Annotated in this window: 18 protein-coding genes and 6 tRNA genes; 4 read left to right on the forward strand and 20 right to left on the reverse strand. The window is 43.7% G+C overall.

All coding sequences use genetic code 11. From position 1 onward, the window contains the following. Positions 1 to 46: 46 nt before the first annotated feature. Positions 47 to 2,722, reverse strand: coding sequence for a pyruvate dehydrogenase (acetyl-transferring), homodimeric type (gene aceE, locus ACMXYU_RS10235; protein WP_415898571.1), 2,676 nt, complete (start codon positions 2,720 to 2,722; stop codon positions 47 to 49). Positions 2,723 to 3,203: 481 nt separating this feature from the next. On the opposite strand from aceE, the gene ACMXYU_RS10240 reads away from it, so the two are divergent. Continuing rightward, positions 3,204 to 3,686: an Lrp/AsnC family transcriptional regulator gene (locus ACMXYU_RS10240; RefSeq protein ID WP_415884169.1), complete on the forward strand. Its 483-nt coding sequence runs from the start codon at positions 3,204 to 3,206 to the stop codon at positions 3,684 to 3,686. 11 nt (positions 3,687 to 3,697) lie between these two features. Continuing rightward, positions 3,698 to 4,126 (forward strand): GFA family protein, encoded by a 429-nt coding sequence (locus tag ACMXYU_RS10245; protein WP_415898572.1) that lies wholly within the window; start codon positions 3,698 to 3,700, stop codon positions 4,124 to 4,126. Positions 4,127 to 4,135: 9 nt separating this feature from the next. Here the strand turns inward: ACMXYU_RS10245 and ACMXYU_RS10250 are convergent, their stop codons facing one another. Next, entirely contained in the window at positions 4,136 to 5,032 is an 897-nt protein-coding gene (locus ACMXYU_RS10250; protein WP_415898573.1) for a TIGR01777 family oxidoreductase, read from the reverse strand. 152 nt (positions 5,033 to 5,184) lie between these two features. Here ACMXYU_RS10250 and ACMXYU_RS10255 point away from each other — a divergent pair, with 152 nt between their 5' ends. Further along, positions 5,185 to 5,808 carry a riboflavin synthase subunit alpha gene (locus tag ACMXYU_RS10255; protein ID WP_415884166.1) on the forward strand — a complete coding sequence of 208 codons (624 nt, stop codon included), beginning with the start codon at positions 5,185 to 5,187 and terminating at the stop codon, positions 5,806 to 5,808. A 98-nt stretch (positions 5,809 to 5,906) separates the two neighbouring features. Further along, positions 5,907 to 7,040, forward strand: coding sequence for a DUF484 family protein (locus ACMXYU_RS10260; RefSeq protein WP_415898574.1), 1,134 nt, complete (start codon positions 5,907 to 5,909; stop codon positions 7,038 to 7,040). Between the two features lie 65 nt (positions 7,041 to 7,105). Here ACMXYU_RS10260 and ACMXYU_RS10265 read toward each other — a convergent pair whose 3' ends face one another. The 18 genes from ACMXYU_RS10265 to ACMXYU_RS10350 form a co-directional block, all read right to left on the reverse strand. Continuing rightward, positions 7,106 to 7,660: a hemerythrin domain-containing protein gene (locus ACMXYU_RS10265; RefSeq protein ID WP_415884164.1), complete on the reverse strand. Its 555-nt coding sequence runs from the start codon at positions 7,658 to 7,660 to the stop codon at positions 7,106 to 7,108. 204 nt (positions 7,661 to 7,864) lie between these two features. After that, a complete protein-coding gene (locus tag ACMXYU_RS10270) occupies positions 7,865 to 8,464 on the reverse strand; it encodes an HAD family hydrolase (RefSeq protein WP_415898575.1) in 600 nt (199 codons plus the stop codon). A gap of 94 nt (positions 8,465 to 8,558) precedes the next feature. After that, positions 8,559 to 8,954, reverse strand: coding sequence for a hypothetical protein (locus tag ACMXYU_RS10275; protein WP_415884162.1), 396 nt, complete (start codon positions 8,952 to 8,954; stop codon positions 8,559 to 8,561). A 141-nt stretch (positions 8,955 to 9,095) separates the two neighbouring features. Next, complete coding sequence (gene pepN, locus ACMXYU_RS10280; RefSeq protein ID WP_415898576.1) at positions 9,096 to 11,720, reverse strand: aminopeptidase N; 2,625 nt, start codon at positions 11,718 to 11,720, stop codon at positions 9,096 to 9,098. 19 nt (positions 11,721 to 11,739) lie between these two features. Next, positions 11,740 to 12,570: a DUF2797 domain-containing protein gene (locus ACMXYU_RS10285; RefSeq protein ID WP_415898577.1), complete on the reverse strand. Its 831-nt coding sequence runs from the start codon at positions 12,568 to 12,570 to the stop codon at positions 11,740 to 11,742. After that, the gene (locus ACMXYU_RS10290; RefSeq protein WP_415884159.1) at positions 12,570 to 12,842 is read right to left on the reverse strand and encodes a YeaC family protein; all 273 of its coding nucleotides are present in this window, start codon (positions 12,840 to 12,842) and stop codon (positions 12,570 to 12,572) included. Before ACMXYU_RS10290 ends, ACMXYU_RS10285 begins: the two co-directional genes overlap by 1 nt. A 58-nt stretch (positions 12,843 to 12,900) precedes the next feature. Beyond that, the gene (locus ACMXYU_RS10295) at positions 12,901 to 13,776 is read right to left on the reverse strand and encodes an alpha/beta fold hydrolase (protein ID WP_415898578.1); all 876 of its coding nucleotides are present in this window, start codon (positions 13,774 to 13,776) and stop codon (positions 12,901 to 12,903) included. Positions 13,777 to 13,779: 3 nt separating this feature from the next. After that, on the reverse strand, positions 13,780 to 14,634 hold the full coding sequence (locus ACMXYU_RS10300) for a rhomboid family intramembrane serine protease (protein WP_415898579.1): 855 nt from the start codon (positions 14,632 to 14,634) through the stop codon (positions 13,780 to 13,782). Beyond that, entirely contained in the window at positions 14,634 to 15,614 is a 981-nt protein-coding gene (locus ACMXYU_RS10305; protein WP_415898580.1) for a metallophosphoesterase, read from the reverse strand. Before ACMXYU_RS10305 ends, ACMXYU_RS10300 begins: the two co-directional genes overlap by 1 nt. Position 15,615: 1 nt before the next feature. Further along, on the reverse strand, positions 15,616 to 16,497 hold the full coding sequence (locus ACMXYU_RS10310; protein ID WP_415884155.1) for an NAD(+) kinase: 882 nt from the start codon (positions 16,495 to 16,497) through the stop codon (positions 15,616 to 15,618). 111 nt (positions 16,498 to 16,608) lie between these two features. Further along, positions 16,609 to 17,508 carry a 1-aminocyclopropane-1-carboxylate deaminase/D-cysteine desulfhydrase gene (locus ACMXYU_RS10315; protein WP_415898581.1) on the reverse strand — a complete coding sequence of 300 codons (900 nt, stop codon included), beginning with the start codon at positions 17,506 to 17,508 and terminating at the stop codon, positions 16,609 to 16,611. Between the two features lie 191 nt (positions 17,509 to 17,699). Then, positions 17,700 to 18,623, reverse strand: a complete 924-nt coding sequence (locus ACMXYU_RS10320; protein ID WP_415898582.1) for a diguanylate cyclase — start codon at positions 18,621 to 18,623, stop codon at positions 17,700 to 17,702. A gap of 184 nt (positions 18,624 to 18,807) precedes the next feature. After that, positions 18,808 to 18,883: transfer RNA gene (locus ACMXYU_RS10325), tRNA-Val, on the reverse strand. A 67-nt stretch (positions 18,884 to 18,950) separates the two neighbouring features. Continuing rightward, a tRNA-Asp gene (locus ACMXYU_RS10330) sits at positions 18,951 to 19,027 on the reverse strand. Between the two features lie 114 nt (positions 19,028 to 19,141). After that, positions 19,142 to 19,217: transfer RNA gene (locus tag ACMXYU_RS10335), tRNA-Val, on the reverse strand. A gap of 34 nt (positions 19,218 to 19,251) precedes the next feature. Next, positions 19,252 to 19,328 (reverse strand) — tRNA-Asp (locus ACMXYU_RS10340). A 35-nt stretch (positions 19,329 to 19,363) separates the two neighbouring features. Further along, positions 19,364 to 19,439 (reverse strand) — tRNA-Val (locus ACMXYU_RS10345). Positions 19,440 to 19,473: 34 nt separating this feature from the next. Continuing rightward, positions 19,474 to 19,550, reverse strand: a tRNA-Asp gene (locus ACMXYU_RS10350). Positions 19,551 to 19,562: the final 12 nt, after the last annotated feature.

Below are 19,562 nucleotides of genomic sequence, written 5' to 3' on the forward strand. Positions count from 1 at the left end.
CGCTTTTTAGTCTCGACAACTGCAAGACGTTTTATTTCTTAGAAAATCAAAAACAAGCAGGATCTGCTTTTTCATAAGGAATTTTGAGCTTATCTCTTGCGCTATTTAGCGTTTCACGGCTAAGCACACCTTTGCTATAAAGGCGAGATAAGGCTGCCCAAGCGATAAAACGGGCATCGACTTCAAAATGATCTCTTAGAGTTGGACGACTTTCACTTAATCCGAAACCATCCGTGCCTAATACAACGGGATCTTCCGGGAACCATCGAGCAATGCCATTAGGTAAAGATTTAACAAAGTCACTGACGGTTACAAAAACACCCTGTTCGTGTTTCAGAGCAATTTGAAGATAGCTCTCAGCATTTGCATCGGGATTCAGTAGATTCTCACGCTCAACAGCCAATGCATCTCTGACCAATTGGTTATAGCTGGTCACACTCCAAATATCGGTACTACAACCAAACTCTTCTAAGATCTCAGCGGCTTTTAAAACCTCCTGCATTAAACTTCCACTACCAAACAGATGCACTTTATGCCCAGGGTTTTCATTCTTAACGTAGCGATACATCCCTTTTAGAATCTCCTTTTCACACCCCTCAGGCATAGCTGGCATTAAGTAGTTTTCGTTGTACAAGGTGATGTAATAAAAAATATTTTCATTATTGATATACATCCGCTCGATACCATCTTTGATTATCACCGCTAACTCGTAGGCAAAAGCGGGATCGTAACTGAGCATATTAGGTACTGTTGCAGCGATAGCTTGGGAGTGACCATCTTGATGCTGAAGACCTTCACCATTTAGCGTTGTCCTGCCTGCGGTACCTCCTAAAAGGAAGCCTTTCGCCATACTATCTGCACAAGCCCAAATCATGTCCCCAACACGCTGAAAACCGAAGATCGAATAAAAGATATAAAACGGGATGGTTGGCACTCCGTAGTTTGCATAGGAGGTTCCTGCCGCTAAGAAAGACGCCATCGCACCGGTCTCACAAATCCCCTCTTGTAACAGCTGACCATCTTTAGCTTCTTTATATGGAAGCAAACTACTTGAATCCACTGGATTATATTTCTGACCTTCAGAAGAATAGATACCAAACTGTTTAAACAGGGACTCCATACCAAAGGTTCGCGCTTCATCCGGCACGATTGGCACAATGTATTTACCTATCTCTGGATCTTTTAATAGATGAGACAACATACGAACAAAAGCCATGGTTGTGGATTGCTCACGTTTCGTACCAGATACTGCCTCTTTAAACAGAGCTAAAGGAGGAAGCGTTAGTTTTTCGAAGTTCGCATTTCTGGAAGGTAGATAACCACCTAACATTTGTCTCTGTTTGTGAAGGTACTGAATTTCAGGGCTATCTGGGTCTGGCTTATATAAGCTTGCCGCAGCCAGCTCTTCATCACTCAATGGAATTTCAAAACGACGACCAATCTCAATTCGCTCTTCGGCCGTTAGCTGCTTTTTCTGATGACTTGTATTTTGCCCTTCAGCACTCGGCCCCATGCCATCACCTTTAACGGTTTTCATTAGAATAACCGTTGGCTTACCTGTATTTTCCATGGCTTTATCAAACGCACTATAGATCTTCTGTCGATCTTGGCCGCCACGTTTTATACAGCGGATCTGCTCATCGCTCAGCGTCTTCATCAACTCCTCTAAACGAGGATCATTTTGCGTCCAGTGGTCGCGCACACTCTGGCCATCGGAAACGGTGTAATATTGGTAATCGCCATCCACAGCTTGATCCATTCGATCTTGTAAAATGCCATCACGGTCTCGTAAGAACAGTTCATCCCATTCACTGCCCCAAATCACTTTGATAACATTCCAACCAGCACCACGATAGCTTCGTTCGAGCTCCTGAATAATTTTGCCATTGCCCCGCACAGGGCCATCCAAGCGCTGCAGATTACAATTGATCACCATCACCAAGTTATCTAAATTATCTCGGCTGGCCATGTTGATTGTCCCTAACACTTCGGGCTCATCCGATTCACCATCACCAATGAAGCACCAAATCTTTCCGCCGTTTGGTTCTTTCAAACCACGATTTTCTAGATACTTCATAAATCTTGCTTGGTAGATTGCCGAAGGCGTAGAAAGCCCCATCGATGCGGTCGGTCCCTGCCAAAAGTCAGGCATACGTCTCGGATGAGGATAAGAGCTTAATCCTCCCCCCTGTTGAAGTTCTCGACGGAAATTCGCCATCTGCTCGTCAGTTAAGCGGCCTTCAAGGTACGCTCTCGCATATATACCTGGAGCAGCATGTGCTTGGACTAAAAGCTGATCACCACCATACTCAACCGTGTGCTGTTTGAAAAAGTGGTTTAAACCCACTTCCAACATAGTGGCTGCGGATTGATAGGTCGCAATGTGCCCACCAACGCCTGTACCTTGATCATTCGCCTTGACCACCATCGCAAGAGCATTCCAACGGATAATATTTTCAAGCTTCTGTTCTAGCTCTCTATTTCCAGGGTAGCTACGTTGCTCATTCACAGGTATCGTATTCCGATAAGGTGTATTCAACGTGGCTTCTGTTGTGTGAATACCCTGTTTAAACAACGAATTCTGTAAGATACGAATGATGTCACGACCACGCTGAGAACCTTGTTCTGCCATCACATCGTCTAGCGCATCAATCCACTCTTTGTTTTCTTGATTTCGCTCATCGTCACCTAAGGCTTCAATAGCTTTATTTAAATTGTTCATAGGAATTTCCAAGGACTAAGAATCTATAAAAAGGGGATTCTTATGGAATCCCAAACGTCCCGGATTAGGACAAGCTGCATCAATCTTGTGAATTGAACTCTGGCTAGGGGGGTGAATTGCCCAAGCAAGTTTGGTGTAAATAAATTAGCAGCAAGCCCTTAGTGAAAGTTCTCAAAAAAATCACAATTTAACTCAATACCTAGAGACAAAATCCAATAAATGAGGATAAATTGGCACAAATAGCCAACATCAAACTTAATATGTTAGTTAAACGTTTTTTATACGGATAAAGGAAGCAAACAAACCATCTGCAGGTGTCTACATCTTAAAGGGCGAAAATTTGCGTTCTGGAACCATCGCTAGAAAGGCTCAATCATAATCGTTAGGATAGTTAAAACATCTCTGATGATTGCTCTTTTAATGCGGAATTTATCCAATCATTAGCAAGCATCACTAGTTTCTAAAATAGCCGCAGGAAATTATGCCAAGCAAAAAATTAGACCGAATCGACCAGCAAATTTTGGAAGAGATTCAAAAGAATGGAGATATCAGCAATTTGGAACTGGCTGAAAAGGTCAACCTATCCCCTTCTCCTTGTGCGCGCAGAGTTAAGCAATTAGAAGACGCCGGTATTATTGAAAAGCAAGTAACGCTGCTGAATAAGAATGCCGTAGGCCTGCCCATGAGTGTTTATATCCATGTCTGCCTGGATAAACAAAAACCCGAAATATTAGACAATTTTGAGCGCATTATTGCCAGTTATGAAGAGGTCGTAGAGTGCGCATTGATCACAGGTAGCGCGGCTGATTACATCTTAAAAGTGCTCATGCCAGATATGTCCTATTATGAGAAGTTCCTTCTGAAAGAACTTAATCAGATAGAAGGGGTAAGCAGTATTAGAACGAGCTTCGTTATGCGCCAAATCGTGAGCCGTACCGAACTTCCTTTATCCCACATTAGCTAAGGCCATAATTTATGTCGACAAATCCAGATACAACAAAACTCACTGGTCAGTGTTTATGCGGTGGTATCAAATACGAGGTCTCTAACTTACAACCGAAGATGGCGCATTGCCATTGTAGTATGTGTCGTAAATTCCATGGCGCGGCATTCGGTACTTATGGAGTCGCTAAGGTAGAGAACTTTAAGTGGCTACAAGGTGGAGAGTTACTTAAAGCGTATACTGCGCCTAATGGCACCAAACGACAGTTCTGTTCCGAATGCGGTTCTAGTTTAACCTTTGCGCCTATCAATGATGACGGGACTCATATTGAATTCACTTTAGGAACGCTGGATAGCGAAATTACCGTTAAACCAGATAGCCATATCTATTGCAGCTATAAAGCCAATTGGTACGAAATCGCAGATGATTTACCACAATTTCCTGAAGGCAGAGAAAGCTAGAAGCACTCGCTAAAAATTTACGGCTGAATACATCGCCCCAGAAAGCTCAGGATAGTGAAACTTATAACCGATTTCTTCAAGCTTTTCTGGATAAACTCGCTGACCTTCCACCAACAATTCAGCACCCTCACCCAGCATTAGATTGATAACAAAGCTTGGCATTGGCATAAACGCTAGGCGCCCTAAGGTCTTACCTAAGGTCTTAGAAAACTCTGCATTCGTTGCAGCATTAGGTGAAGTTAAATTAAACGGGCCCGAGAGCTCATCATGGGTTAATAGCATAGAGATGATTTCAATTTCATCATCAATATGTATCCATGACATCCATTGTTTGCCACTGGCAATCGGCCCACCTAGTCCGAGTTTAAATGGCAGTAACATCTTGCTTAATGCACCACCGTCACCCAGTACCACCCCTGTTCGGATGAGGCATACTCTGACTCCAAAGGCTTCTGCCTTTAACGCTTCCGCTTCCCAATCGGCACAAAGTGTATGCGTAAATCCTCTATTTGGCAGGCTTTCTTCGCCAAGTTTTTTATCGTCGTCATGACAACCGTAATAGCCTATTGCTGAACCACTAATGAGGACCTTCGGTTTTACGGTTTGTGCTTCGATCCACCCAACGAGCTCATGGGTTAGATCGATACGACTCGCTCGCAGAAGCTGTTTACGATCCTCGGTCCACTTCTGATCGGCAATCGGCTCACCAGCTAAATTGATAACAGCATCTACCGCTAATTCATCCTGTGGAGGTAGATCACGAATCGCCTCAACTCTTCCTTGAAACAATTCCGCAACTTTAGAAGGGTTCCGGCTCCAGCATACCACCTCGTCTCCTTCAGCTAATCGAGCTTCGATAAAGTGTTTACCGATAAAACCTGTTCCACCTGTCACTAAAATTTTCATACCTTTTTCCTTAAGGATTGGACCAATCATCTAGCTGTTATTCGGTGCTTATAACAATTACAGCGAAAAGTAATTTAGTCGCTGCAGCAGAACTCTATTGTTGTTACGATGCATTGCAGTATTTAGATTAGCAAATTTATAAGAGTGCACCGATGTTTACTGGAATTGTTCAAGGTAAAGCGACAATCAAAGCTGTTGAAACTAAAGCCGATTTTATGCGGCTGCAAGTAGAGCTTCCTTTAGAGCATTGTGACAATTTGCAAATTGGCGCCAGCATCGCTTTAAACGGCACCTGCCTAACCGTTGTCGAATTTGAGAATAACTTAATCAGCTTCGACCTGATTATGGAAACACTTAAATTAACCAATCTAGGCGACCTCGCGCCAGGTGATCAGGTTAACTTTGAACGTGCCGCTAAATTTGGTGATGAAATCGGTGGCCACCTACTTTCAGGTCACATCCACCAGCAAGTAAAAATTGCCAAAATCGAAAAGCCTGAAAACAACTGGATTGTATGGTTTGAAGCGGCCCCAGAATTTCAACGCTATATATTTGCCAAAGGTTTTATTGGACTTAACGGCTGCAGCCTAACCATTGGTGAAAAACAGGATAATCTGTTCAACGTTTACCTCATCCCAGAAACCTTAGCGGTTACAACCTTTGGAGACTTAGGCGAAGGCAGCAGGGTTAATATGGAAATTGATGCCCATACGCAAGCGGTGGTGGAAACAGTAGAACAATATATGAACAGCCATAACTTATTAAAAACTAAATAAAATTGTCATTAATATTTCTCAACAAAAATGTTAAAAAAAACTTTATAGTTTAAGTTAAGTGCCGATAACCCTTTAACGGATCCTATTAAAGGCGAACTATGAGTTTAAACGAGCTAGAAAAGGAAAATCAGGAGCTCAAGCGCACCCTTCGCTTAATGTTAAGCAAGGCTGAGCGCAATGAGAGTGTCCTGAATAGCTTTTTTGATGTGGAGATTCGCCTTCTCTCATGCGCTCGTTTATCTGAGTTACTCGATTTAATGCTGATTGAGTTTAAAGACCTCTTTAAACTGAGCAATGTAAATCTCATCCTATTCGATCCGGAACATGCTGCACGCACTCTGCTAGACGATTATGTACCGCCACCTCCAGGCAATACGTTACGGTTTGTTCAGAGCCAGCGCTTGCTTAAATCGCTCTATCCTAATCATAAGCTCATTGTGGGTGCGCCAAGCGAAGCTGTGCGCAGAGAAGCTTTCCCTGTAGCAGATAACCCGATTGAGTCCTGCGCACTGTTGCCACTGATTCGCCAAAACTGCCTTATCGGCAGCCTGCATTTAGGTAGCGCAGATGCGAGTCGATATACCCAACATGTTCGCTACGACTATATTCAGCACTTAGCTTCTGTGATTTCTGTTTGTATCGAAAACTGCATTAACCAAGAAAATCTACATCGATTAAGCAGCATCGATATGCTGACGAAAGTGCATAATCGTCGTTCGTTTGATCAGGAGATAGTTCGAGAGCTGTCCCGTGCAAGCCGTGCTAATCACTCTTTAGCCTGCCTGTTTATGGATCTAGACCATTTTAAAGTAGTTAACGACACCTACGGCCATCAAACCGGTGACAGAGTTTTAAGAACGGTAGGTTTATTCTTAGGTAAACAACTGCGCAAAACTGATATTATTGCGCGCTATGGCGGCGAAGAGTTCGCGGTACTACTGCCAAATTGTGATAAAGCGCGGGCGATGGAAATAGCAGACACATTGAGACAGAAACTTTCTCGTCTTATTTTCCGCGATGAGAATGCCAAGCCATTTAGGATGACGACATCTGTCGGCGTATCTCTGTGTACACCAGCTAACTATCCTAAAGAAAGCCTTAACAATATTGCCTATCAACTGATCCAGTCAGCGGATAAGGCAGTCTATGAATCCAAACATAATGGTCGTGACCAAGTCTCTTTTACTCAGTTTCAAGAGCCTCAAATCGATCTAAGCCAAATGCTTAACTAATTCGACTTAGTATCTCAGTAATCAGAGAGAAAGCTATGTTCCCCTCTGAGTAAAAACGATATTGGTTAACAAGCTTCGCTCAGTTCCAGCATAAGCTCTTTATAAAGTACCATATACTCTCGAGCCTGAACTTCCCCAAAAAGCGGATCCTCTTGTTTTGGAAGCTGCTTTTCAATCATCGCAAGCTCTTTATCGCTCACCGATTCTTGAATCAGTGGAAACAACTGCCCCTCTTCGAAATTAAGATGTGTCATTTGTAGCGAGACAAAATCATCTAATAGGCTGGCAAATTCATCCATTGGCATCACTGAATCATGCAAAATACCATCAACAGCCTCTTTCAGTTGAAGGCTGGAGCTTTTTAAAGCTTCGTGATCTTTAGCGCAGTTGAATAGATGCTTATCCAATTCGGGATTCCGATCAGCCAAACATTTGTACATTTTATCTTCGCGGGGATGATGGTGGCCGTCGGCGTAATTAGAGATATAGTCAATCAGATCAGCCATAAGACTGAAATTAGGCTGCTGTCCTGCTTTAAGCTGATTAACTTTCTGACGCAAGATTACTAATAGCTTATTAAGATTTACATGATCCTGATGTAGCTCGGCTAATATCGTCATACTTACACCTCAAAAGGTTGGTCCAATAACCCAATATAGACAATCAGGGAGAAAGGCCTTTGACAAAGATCAAGCAAAGCCAAGATTAAATCAGGAGGGGCAAAGCACTTACTTTTGAGACTTAAATTTTTCCTTTCGCTTCAAACAGATAGATCCATATAAAACTTAAGACCTTTAAATAAAAAGGTTAAGTAGGACGGTAATTTAGGCACCGGTCAGTAAAGATGTTAACTCGGGCAGGTTTTTCACTCTGATATCTGTATCTTCCGGCCAGTGACGATCTTTCAGATCAACATGTACAGTACTCACACCCGCTGCTCGCCCTGACAACAGATCCAGATGAAAATCCCCCACCATTACGCCGGAATGGCTGGGCAATGCCCACTGCTTTAAAAGTATATGAATTCCTTCAGGAGATGGCTTGGGCTGACTGTCTTCACGCCCCAGCACATGTGCCTTTTCGAAGAATGTATCCGCACCAATCGCCTTTAAAGATAATAATGCTAATTCGTGGGTATTACGGGTAAGAATACCCATCTGACAATCAGCTGCAGCTATCACTTCTAGGCAATCGAGCACCCCTTCAGCAGGAGCTGCTTGGGATGCATATTCCCTTTCTAGAATATCAAGCTCAGCATTCATCCATCGCTGACGCTCTGGAGGCTGACGCTTAATACATTCAAGAATATCATCACTAGGATCTATACCTAGTTTCTGGCGAATCAGTTCAAAATCATGAACAGGTTGAGTTAAAGTGCCATCAAGATCAAATATCCAAGCACGCTTCTCTTTTAGATCTAACAACTCTTCCTCACAAATAATTTCTCACAAATAAAAATGCCGAAAAGCTTTCACTTTTCGGCATTCTACGACCCCACAAGTAAATCTGGATCAGATTTTATTCTGCAACTGCGTAGCAAGCTTCGTTAAATGGATCTAGTGGGTTTTCCAATAGATCATCTTGTTTGAAGTAAAGAATACGACCTTCAAACTTAAGGCTCTTAGTAGAGAACCAACGATCAAGCTCTTCTAAACTTTCATCGCTCGAATTCGCGTCTAACCAACTAGTGATTACATTGTAAAAATAAACACCAAATAGACCTGCTGCTGCACCGAGGAAAAATTCAGACGCTAGCGCAAACAACATTAACACAATGCCAGCAATCCAAATGCGGTTAGCTTTGGCATTTTTGTAGGCATCAGTAGATGATTCATGACTATCTTTCAAACGCATGTAGCGACGGAAATTTTGTTGGATGTCGAATTTATCTTCAGTAGATAGTAATTTAGACATGTTGCTTCCTTGGTAAAACGTATCTTTATTATTTGTTATAGCGCTAAACAAGATAACGCATGTTCAGCTTTATTCCTAAGCGAGTATAGCCGAGGTAAACGCATCCGTCCCCCCGGCTAAAGGCGTATATTGCAATTTTTTTTACGCCAAGCTTTTACTCACCACTTCGAAGACATCTTTTGATAGATTTCCACTGTCTCGAATGCGCTCTAGCTCTTTAAGCATAAGCGCTTGACGCACTTTGTCATATTTCTTCCAACGACTCAATGGCGTCACCATTCTCGATGCTACTTGCGGATTTTGAGCATTCAGCTCAATAATTCGATCAGCCAAGAACTGGTAACCCGAGCCATCTTTCGCATGGAAATTAACTGGGTTCTGAGCACAGAATACAGAGATAAGAGAACGCAACTTGTTCGGGTTTTTAGCATCAAATGCCGGATGTTCCATCAATGCTTTAACACGATCAATCGCTTTCTCTTTTGGATTAGAGGCTTGGATAGACAACCAGATGTTGACCACTAAACTCTCATCCTTCCAACGATCATAGAAATCATCCAATAAATCTTGAGCTGCCTTGTCATTTTCAGAGTGGGCCACTTGCACCAGTGCCGCCTGCATATCGGTCATGTTATCCGACTTAGCATATTGAGCTTGCGCAAGCTCCAGATACTCAGGTTTATCTAAGGACGTTAGATAAGATAGACATAGATTTTTCAGGCTTCGACGAGCAATGGAGTCAGAATCTGGTGAATATTGCAGATCAAGGTCATTATCTTGATAACACTGCAACAATGTAGCCTCTAGCTCTGCCGCTAATGTATGACGTACGAACTTGCGTACGTTGTAGATAGCGTCAACATCGATCTCATCAGCTAGTTCAGATAGATAAGCTTCAGAAGGCAGCGTTAGCACCTTGCTGACCATTGCTTTATCCAAACCTTCTGTTTCCAGAATTGATTTGTACGCTGACACTAGACGCTCATCTAACTGCAGCGCCTTCTCATCACGATAGTCAGCGATTAAGCCTTGCATGATATCCACAGCAAGCTTTTGTGCCGCGTCCCAACGGCTGAAGCCATCACTGTCATTTGCCATCAGGAACATCAGCTCATCACGCTGATACGGGTAGAACAGCTTCACAGGAGCTGAGAAACCACGCAATATCGAAGGCACTGGCTTCGCCGCTAAGCCTTTAAAGGTAAAGGTCTGCTTAGCCTCGGTGATATTAAGCACTTCGGTAGTTTGACCGTTAGCCAACACAAGGTCCTCACCATTCTCATCAAGCAAGCCAAGGGCTAATGGGATATGGAATGGTAGTTTCTCCTCCTGACCCGGAGTCGCTGGGCAACGCTGCTCAACATGAAGTTGATAATCGCCTGTAGATACATCAAAGCTATCAGTAACATGCAATTCCGGCGTACCTGCTTGAGAGTACCAATTACGGAACTGAGATAAATCTTTACCCGATGCATCTTCCATCGCAGAAACAAACTCTTCTGTTGTCACCGCTTGGCCATCGTGGCGTTCGAAATAAAGATCAGAACCTTTACGGAATAATTCAGGGCCTAATAAGGTGTGAATCATACGCACAACTTCTGCGCCCTTTTCATAGATAGTCAGGGTGTAGAAGTTAGAAATTTCAATAAATGAAGCCGGTCTGATTGGATGCGCCATTGGGCCTGCATCTTCAGCAAATTGAGCCGTACGCAGTACACCAACATCCTCTACGCGCTTCACTGTGCGTGAGTTCATATCAGCAGAGAACTCTGCATCGCGGAATACGGTGAAGCCTTCTTTCAAACTTAACTGGAACCAATCACGACAAGTGACACGGTTACCCGACCAGTTATGGAAGTATTCATGCGCCACAACCCCTTCAACGCGCTGAAACCCCATATCAGTCGTCGTAGCTGGGTGAGCAAGTACGCAGGACGTGTTAAAGATATTTAAACCTTTATTCTCCATTGCGCCCATATTGAAGAAATCTACCGCAACGATCATATAGATATCTAGATCATACTCGCGGCCGTAAACCTGCTCGTCCCAAGCCATCGACTTTTTCAAGGACTGCATTGCGTAATCTAATTTATTCAGGTCTTTCTGCTCAGCATAAATGAGCAATTCAACTTCACGTCCAGATGAGGTCGTAAAGGTATCTTTAATGTGCTGCAGATCGCCCGCTACTAACGCAAAAAGATAAGCAGGCTTACTAAAAGGATCTTCCCATTTGACCCAGTGACGACCATCATCAAGCTCACCTTTATCAACCAAGTTACCATTGGAAAGCAACACTGGGTAAGCCTGTTTTTCAGCTTCAATTATTGTGCTGAAGACAGACATCACATCAGGACGATCTGGATAGAAAGTGATACGGCGGAAGCCTTCGGCCTCACACTGTGTACAGAACATACCGTCTGATTTGTACAAACCTTCTAATGCAGTATTCGTTTCTGGGTGAATTTTTGTCAGCGTTTCTAAGGTAAAGCTTTCTGGCAGATTAGAAAGTAACAACTCTTCACCTTCACGCTGATAATCAACGTGTTCAACACCATCAATCGAAAGATTCAATAACTCTAGTTCTGGGTGCCCGAATAGCACAAGCTTCGGAGCTGAATCCTCACACTTCGGATTTCGGCTGATTTTTAATTCTGCTGTAACCAGAGTTTCCTGCTCAAACAATTGAAAACGCAGGTCGGTGGTTTCTATCAGATAAGATGGAACTTTATAGTCTTTAAGGTAAATAACATTGGGTTCTTGAGACATGATTTCACCTAGTCAGTTATCAGGCAGATACAGATACCTGATACGCTGTGAATTTACGCATATTGATGACGCCAGTATCTAAGATCAGGTACTGCCCTTTTATCCCCTGCAAAACGCCAGATACTTCGGCCGTTTTATCAAAATTAAACGATGTTACTTTGGTCGGGTAATTCAACACAGGGTAGTTGATCTCTATTTGTTCAGCATCTGGCAAACGCTGAATAGCTTGGATACCAAAAGTCTGTTCGAGTTCCGCTAAACCTTCACTACATTTTTCAAAAAGCTGATCACGAATTTCAGCAAGCGTTAAAGGCTCAACTTCATTTTTAAGCATTTTTCGCCAGTTAGTTTTATCTGCTACATGCTCACCAAGCAGACGTTCAACTTTGCCGGACTGCAAACGTGTCGCTACTTTCAGAATCGGCAATGCTTGAATAGCACCTTGGTCCATCCAACGTGTTGGAATTTGAGTGCCGCGGGTAATACCAACTTTTACACCCGATGAGTTAGCTAGATAAACGTAATGGTCTTGGAAGCAAAACTGCTCACCCCAACCTGCATCACGACAAGTACCTTCATGGAAATGACAAAGTTCAGGTTTAACTATGCATTGATCACATTGAGGGAGACTTTTAAAGCAAGGGTAACAGAAACCTTGGTTAAAGCTTTTGTTAGTTTTACGCCCACAATGAGTGCAATTGATCGAACCCTTGTATTCTAAGGAGATAGGTTTACCAATGAGCTCATTCATTGGCACTTCCTGGTCACCTACAGGTAATTTATAAACAACGCCTTCAGGTGTTAGTTCGGTGCGCATTTTTTGTAGCGCACCCTGCGCTAGAATCTGCATTAATTTTTATCGTCAGTCAGAATTTTAATCGTATCGGCTGCCAGTGGGTCTTTACCATGCTGAGAACCGTCTTGTTTTGTACGATCAATATATCCAACTCGTTCTTCTTCTGGCTTGTGCTCTAAGTCATAAGCAACAACGGCACGCATACAGATATCACGTTGTTCTGGCGTTAACTTACGTCCATCAGGCCATTTCCCCAACTCCACTGCACGCTTAAGGGATTTATGCATATCAGGGGTCATTGCTTGAATTAGTTGTTCGTATGTCATCATCAATCTCTTACTTTTTATCAGGTCTCACCACCTGATTTGGAATCTACAAAGTCTATCACATCCCTATTTCATTCCGCATAAATGCGACCACTTGCTCTTGAATCAAACGTCTATTCTCTTCACAAGGGATATGTAGATCTTCGAGTTCTTTTAACTGTTTTAGGTTTGCCAGAGTCGCTCTTGCTTGCTCAGCTAACTGATCCGGATCGAAATAGATATCTTCACTTGCACTGAAAATCTGTACAGGCGATTTAAATCTGGACAGCTCTGCTTTTGAAAATGGCCCCGGCGGTATCAACGTCATAGGAATACCCGCTTGAAACGTCGAATAATAATACTGTTCCAATTCAGGCCAGTTATCTTCCATCAACGGTTTCATTAGCTGATCAAAATGCGGCTGGTCGGTATGAATTTTAAAGCCAATAAAAGGCAGAATCAGCTTTTTCAATGGCCGCCACAAGGGCCGAGAAAAACCCGCTGGTACAATCAAAGATGCAGCAGATATACGCTCAGGCTTGTAAGCAGCCAAATCAAGTAAAACCGCTCCACCAAACGAGAGCCCTACCATAGGTGCTTGCTCAACACCCAAAGCATCCAAAAGCTGATCGAGCCACATGGCATAGGCACTATTGGAAGGCACTGGCGCAATACCTGGAGTTTTACCTGCTTGCCCAGGAATATCAGGCGAAATTACTCGAAAATGCTTAGTCAGAGGCCATAGCAGCTCGAGGTTAAACGGTGCAGGTGTATGTAAGCCATGCAGAGCGATTAATCGCGGCGCATCTTCAGGCCCAGCCTCCATCACCCAGATAGGCCCTAAGGAGGTGGCTTGATATCGACCAGTGACATTACACTCTGGCAATTGGTTAAGTCGATCACACTGCCCTTGATAACGATGGTTAAGATCTAATGACAGTGAAACAGGATCCACTTGTTATCTCCTAGTAGCCAAAAGCTTTCCAAACGGGATAAACGCTAAACCAGCCAGCAAACCCACCAAGTGCGCGGTATTCGCGATAGCGCCTAATTGCAGTGCTTCTAGAACACCAGCATAACCAAGTACTAGCCAGAAGATTAAGAAGCCCATAATACTCTGCGGCAGGCCAATTCGATGATCAGACTGGGTTTTATCCCACAACCACGCATAGCCAAGGAAGGCAAAAACAACGCCTGATAAACCACCAAACATGGGGCCTGCATCAAAATACTGAGCAATATTCGAAATAACACCAGAAAAGAGAATTAGCAGACATAGGGCCAATCGGCCTTGATAGATCTCTATACGACTACCTACAACCCAGATCCATAGAGCGTTGAAGGCGATATGCAGGCCACTGAAATGAAGAAAAATAGGCGTAATAAAACGCCAGATTTCAAACGAATCAAAATTACTGGAGAGGCCAGACTGGTTCAAATTCCCATCAGCACCAATAAAATCGATAATCGAAAACAGCCTAAACCATTCCAGATTGTCCCCGAAAGAGATTAAGAAGGTCAGCAACACACTGCTCGCAATCAGCAAACAGCTCATCCAAGCCCGTTTAACTTGAGATAAAAGATCTGTCTGCCCCACCGCTTTAGGAATCGCTAAAACAAAGCCCTCAAGACTCTCGCCTCGGCGACACTTTTCATAGAGTGCCACTATCTGAGCAGGTTCAACCCCAACCGCAACCCAAACTTCTTGCGAGTGCTCTAGTTCAACAACCCGATGCGGCACCTCGTAGCGCCACAGAATTTGAGTAAACTCTGTGAGATCTTCACCTAAGGGTACAGAAAGCACCTTAATCATTAGAGACCCAACTCATCGGCGATTTCGGTTCTTACATCAACCCATACAAATTTGTCAGGCTGAATAGTTTTTTCATCATCCAATCGATATGCAACCAACTTACCGTATTTAACCGCACTGTAATCTAAACATGCGATATTAGGTGTTATAGGTTCAGGAACCCCTTCCCGCCAATAGTGACCAATAAATAACATCTTCTCTTCTGGACCGTAATAGAGAAGATCATTATGGTCCTGCTTAGTTAATTTCAAACGAGCTATATGCTCCGGCAACGGATCCGGCTGAAACACAACATCTGCATAATATTCCGGCTCAGCAGACCAAAACTTGGTTCTAAAGAAGCGTCTGCGATAGCCGTCTTTACTCACCATGACCTCACCATCAGGCAAGCTTAAGTGTGTCCCGCGCAACAAACGATCAGTCAGCGCCCATTCAAAGGTGCCGCGTTTAGATGAACGGTGTAGAAAACGATCATCGATAATATGATTCGGGTATTCACCCTCGAACCGATCAATTAACTTTTGATGCCAACAAGCATGCACAACACGGAAATGCTCGAACTCTAGATAAATAGGCATCTCCCGAATCCACTGTAAGAACATCTCTTGCTCTTCAGGGTAATCGGCAAACTGCTCTAGGGTTTCAGCAAGAATACGGTGGTGACGTGGACTATGCTCACGTAGATAGCTAAGACCACTGCCCTCATGTCCCTCAGTACAGTAACTCAAAAAGTTAAATTCATGGTTCCCCATAACAATCTGAGCAGCGCCCGATTGCACCATATCGTAAACAATATGTAGAGACTCACGGATTCTAGGACCGCGATCAACGATGTCGCCTAAAAAGATCATCTGGCGCTCTGGGTGGCAGTAGACACCATCCTTTTTGCTGTAACCTAACTTGCTTAACAAAAGTTCTAAGCTAAGGCCGCAGCCATGGACATCACCAACCAGATCGTAGCCTTTAAACTGATCAGTCACATCAATCTCCGAGCTTAGTACCCCAACCAAGTTTCTCTCGGCAGGTACTATAGAAGTCATAATTGAGTGGGTGTAACAGTTTCAGTTTATGGGGTTTTTTATGAACCGTAATCGTATCCCCTGGTGCACAGCTAATATCTTTTTGACCATCACAAGATACGGTTGGGTAGGCACCATTATTAGGGCTAATAACCAACTTCAGCTCACTGTTACCATTAACCACGATCGGACGGCTAGAAAGCGTATGCGGGAACATAGGTACCAGTACCAAAGCATCTAACTTCGGGTGCATAATTGGACCGCCACCAGATAGCGAATAAGCAGTAGAACCTGTCGGCGTAGAGATGATCAAACCATCGGATTTTTGCGTGTAAACGAACTGCCCTTCAATATACAGTTCAAATTCAATCATTCGCGCTGCTTTACCTGGGTGCAGCACACAGTCATTAAGAGCAGTAGCCTCACCAATAGGTACGCCATCACGCTTAACGATTACATCTAGCAAAAAACGACTATCAACGGTGTACTTACCTTCCAGTACTTCGCCAACTTTTTCTTCAATTTCATTTGGAGAGATATCGGTTAGGAAGCCAAGATTGCCACGGTTCACACCCAGCACTGGAACATGGTATTGAGCAAGGGAACGAGCTGCACCCAACAGGCTACCATCACCACCGACAACTATGACTAAGTCACATATTTCGCCCATCATTTTCTGCGTACTGGTCTGCTGGCCATGACCCGGCATAACTTCAGCGATTCGCTCGTCAATTATAGTATTAAGACCGCGATCACCTAAAAAGCGAATAAGGTGCTTAAGTGTATCTATAACTGATTTACTACCTAAACGCCCAATTAGACCAATATTACGAAAGTAATCCATTATCTCTCCGGATTAACGTTTGTATGAAAAACCAGATTCTATCTAACTGATTTTTCAGATTCTTTTCAATGATTCTTTATGACCAAAACCGCAATTTGGCGCTAATCAAGCTTAACCTAGACTTCGGGCTCCTTGCAGACCACCGGTATGAATAGCCAAAATAGTACTTCCCTCTGCGTAATCACCACGCTCAATTCTCTTCAACAGGTGACTAAGCATTTTTGCAGTATAAATCTGATCTAGGGGGAGCTGATGCTCTTTCAGCATAAAATCCATGAAAGCTATCAGATCATTAGACACTTTAGCATAGCCACCACCATGCCCTTCCAGATCTAAATCCCAGTTATCAGTAAGATCTGCACCCGATTCAGTCATAAGGTTTTCAATATCAGAAAACAGAAAATCTGCCTTTTTCAGCACCGGTATACCTAAAACCGGAATATCAGGAACAGACAAAGCAACACCAGCTAAGGTCCCACCTGTACCACAAGCCAGCACAATTTGATCAGGATTAACCTTAGCTCTGATCTCAGGCGTGATTATTTCTCGTGCGCCCTGCACAGCAAATTTATTACTACCCCCTTCCGGCACGATCAAAGGGTTAGAAAAGCGCGCCTTTAAAGTCCCAAGGTATTCGGAATCATGCCGCTGACGATATTCTTGCCGATTAACAAAGCACAACTCCATCCCCCATGCTTTCGCATCCTTTAGAGTTGGATTATCTGCATATTCAGGTTCCCCTCGAATCACGCCAACTGTTTTTATCCCAAGCAAAGCCCCTGCCTTAGCTAAGGCATGGATATGATTAGAATACGCCCCACCAAAACTTAGGACGGACGAGTAACTCTTTTCTAGCGCATGCTGAAGGTTGTACTTCAACTTAAACCATTTGTTACCACTGACTGTTTCATCAGTCAGATCCAAACGAAGCAGATGAAGCCTAACTCCCGCCTGAATAGTTTCATCGGTTTCTAAAAGCTGAATGGGTAGCACGGGATTTTGGAGTAGCATTTTAATTAATCAGCACTGCAACATACTTGAAATATATATGAAGTACTTTAAGAGAAAGTTAAATAATAGAGGAAGAAAAACGTGGAAGATTATATTGAAGAATTGCTATTGCTAAACATTGATGAATATGAAGACGATGAATGTCTAGATGATGCTGAAGAACAATAACAGCATCATCTAGGCTATCAATTTTAAGCACTATCGGTTTGAACTAAATTACCTATATGCTGCTTAATCAGGAAGGTACTATTCCCACCCGAACTCTTAGACTCATACATGGCCAGATCTGCTCTTTGCACAATTTGATCTGGATTCTCCATTCCATTAGTCTCGGTCACGCCAAGACTAACAGAAACCTTAATCAACGACTCGATATCCTGATCAACGCTAAATGAGCATTTCGAATTAAACATTACACGAATGCGTTCAGCCGTTTTAGCTGCAGCATCAATATCAGTCTCAGGTAACAGCACCATAAATTCATCACCACCATAGCGAACAGCAACATCCGATGCTCGCAAAGTTTCTCGAAGAATCTCGCCAATAAGCCTTAAGACACGATCACCTTCTAGGTGACCAAGAGAATCATTTACCTTTTTAAAATTATCCAGATCAAAACAGATTAAGCTTAAAGGATGCTTATAACGCTTAGCACGATCTAATTCTTGCGCCATCACGGTGTAAAAATGCCGCTGGTTAAAAAGCCCTGTTAACTCATCAGTGACAGAAAGCTTGTGCAATTGCTGCTCTAAACTTTGACGTTCAGTCAAATCATGAAAGAAACCAATACTGCCACCTTCATCTTGATCAACAATCGCAGCAGATAAACGAATCGGAACAACCGCTCCATCTTTGCAGGCAAGCTTCGCTTCATAACCTTCTATACTTCCAGGCTTGCCATAAGATTCAGAGAGCAAAAGTCGCTTAATCTCTTTCGCTTCTTCTAAGCTCGGATAGATAGATGCGATACTAACTTTTCCAATAACTTCATCAGCCGAATAACCCAAAAGCTTCTCAGCTGCTGCATTAAACAACTGAACAACCCCTGAGCCATCAACCCCTATAACTGGGTCAGGACAGAGTGATACAAGCACGGTTTCATCCACATTATTCACTGAGGCATTCCCATCTCTTTTATTTTTATTCCAGGAAACTGATTTTTAGCGTTATTTACGCTACAAGCACATATGCTTACAAGCCGAAAGGGTAACAGATACAGCCTTTAAGTAAACAACTCAAAAGTCTTGGTAGATAAATTTAATTTTTAGGAAATATAACTCATATAAGGAAGGTACTTAGTGGTGGGCGTGGAGAGGCTCGAACTCCCGACATTCGCCTTGTAAGGGCGACGCTCTCCCAACTGAGCTACACGCCCACTAAGCAGATGGCTGGTTTACGACTCCTTCAGCGCTTCGAAAGAGAAGTTACCCATGAGGCATAAATGGCGGAACGGACGGGACTCGAACCCGCGACCCCCTGCGTGACAGGCAGGTATTCTAACCAACTGAACTACCGCTCCACAATAACACGGGACTCGAACCCGCGACCCTCACTCTCCTTGGAGTGACAGCCAGATATCCACAAATGAATACCGCTCCACATTGTCTCGTGCCGCGACCGGGGCTTTATTTAGTGGTGGGCGTGGAGAGGCTCGAACTCCCGACATTCGCCTTGTAAGGGCGACGCTCTCCCAACTGAGCTACACGCCCACTAAATAATCACTATCTAAGCTCTTAAAGATAGTGGCGGAACGGACGGGACTCGAACCCGCGACCCCCTGCGTGACAGGCAGGTATTCTAACCAACTGAACTACCGCTCCACATTGTCTCGTACCGCGACCGGGGCTTTATTTAGTGGTGGGCGTGGAGAGGCTCGAACTCCCGACATTCGCCTTGTAAGGGCGACGCTCTCCCAACTGAGCTACACGCCCACTAAATAATCACTATCTAAGCTCTTAAAGATAGTGGCGGAACGGACGGGACTCGAACCCGCGACCCCCTGCGTGACAGGCAGGTATTCTAACCAACTGAACTACCGCTCCACATTGTCTCGT

The sequence above is a fragment of the Neptuniibacter sp. QD48_11 genome, assembly GCF_047778095.1.
Taxonomy (GTDB): domain Bacteria; phylum Pseudomonadota; class Gammaproteobacteria; order Pseudomonadales; family Balneatricaceae; genus Neptuniibacter.

Bases quoted from the DNA above. Each gene is read 5' to 3' on its own strand.
- ACMXYU_RS10285 (WP_415898577.1), bottom strand. From the start codon at position 12,570: ATGCAGATTCTAGCGCAGGGTGCGCTACAAAAAATGCGCACCGAACTA.
- ACMXYU_RS10315 (WP_415898581.1), bottom strand. From the start codon at position 17,508: ATGCTACTCCAAAATCCCGTGCTACCCATTCAGCTTTTAGAAACCGAT.
- ACMXYU_RS10290 (WP_415884159.1), bottom strand. From the start codon at position 12,842: ATGACATACGAACAACTAATTCAAGCAATGACCCCTGATATGCATAAA.
- ACMXYU_RS10300 (WP_415898579.1), bottom strand. From the start codon at position 14,634: ATGATTAAGGTGCTTTCTGTACCCTTAGGTGAAGATCTCACAGAGTTT.
- ACMXYU_RS10255 (WP_415884166.1), top strand. From the start codon at position 5,185: ATGTTTACTGGAATTGTTCAAGGTAAAGCGACAATCAAAGCTGTTGAA.
- ACMXYU_RS10245 (WP_415898572.1), top strand. From the start codon at position 3,698: ATGTCGACAAATCCAGATACAACAAAACTCACTGGTCAGTGTTTATGC.
- pepN (WP_415898576.1), bottom strand. From the start codon at position 11,720: ATGTCTCAAGAACCCAATGTTATTTACCTTAAAGACTATAAAGTTCCA.
- ACMXYU_RS10265 (WP_415884164.1), bottom strand. From the start codon at position 7,660: ATGACGATATTAGCCGAGCTACATCAGGATCATGTAAATCTTAATAAG.
- ACMXYU_RS10240 (WP_415884169.1), top strand. From the start codon at position 3,204: ATGCCAAGCAAAAAATTAGACCGAATCGACCAGCAAATTTTGGAAGAG.
- ACMXYU_RS10260 (WP_415898574.1), top strand. From the start codon at position 5,907: ATGAGTTTAAACGAGCTAGAAAAGGAAAATCAGGAGCTCAAGCGCACC.
- ACMXYU_RS10275 (WP_415884162.1), bottom strand. From the start codon at position 8,954: ATGTCTAAATTACTATCTACTGAAGATAAATTCGACATCCAACAAAAT.
- ACMXYU_RS10310 (WP_415884155.1), bottom strand. From the start codon at position 16,497: ATGGATTACTTTCGTAATATTGGTCTAATTGGGCGTTTAGGTAGTAAA.
- ACMXYU_RS10250 (WP_415898573.1), bottom strand. From the start codon at position 5,032: ATGAAAATTTTAGTGACAGGTGGAACAGGTTTTATCGGTAAACACTTT.
- aceE (WP_415898571.1), bottom strand. From the start codon at position 2,722: ATGAACAATTTAAATAAAGCTATTGAAGCCTTAGGTGACGATGAGCGA.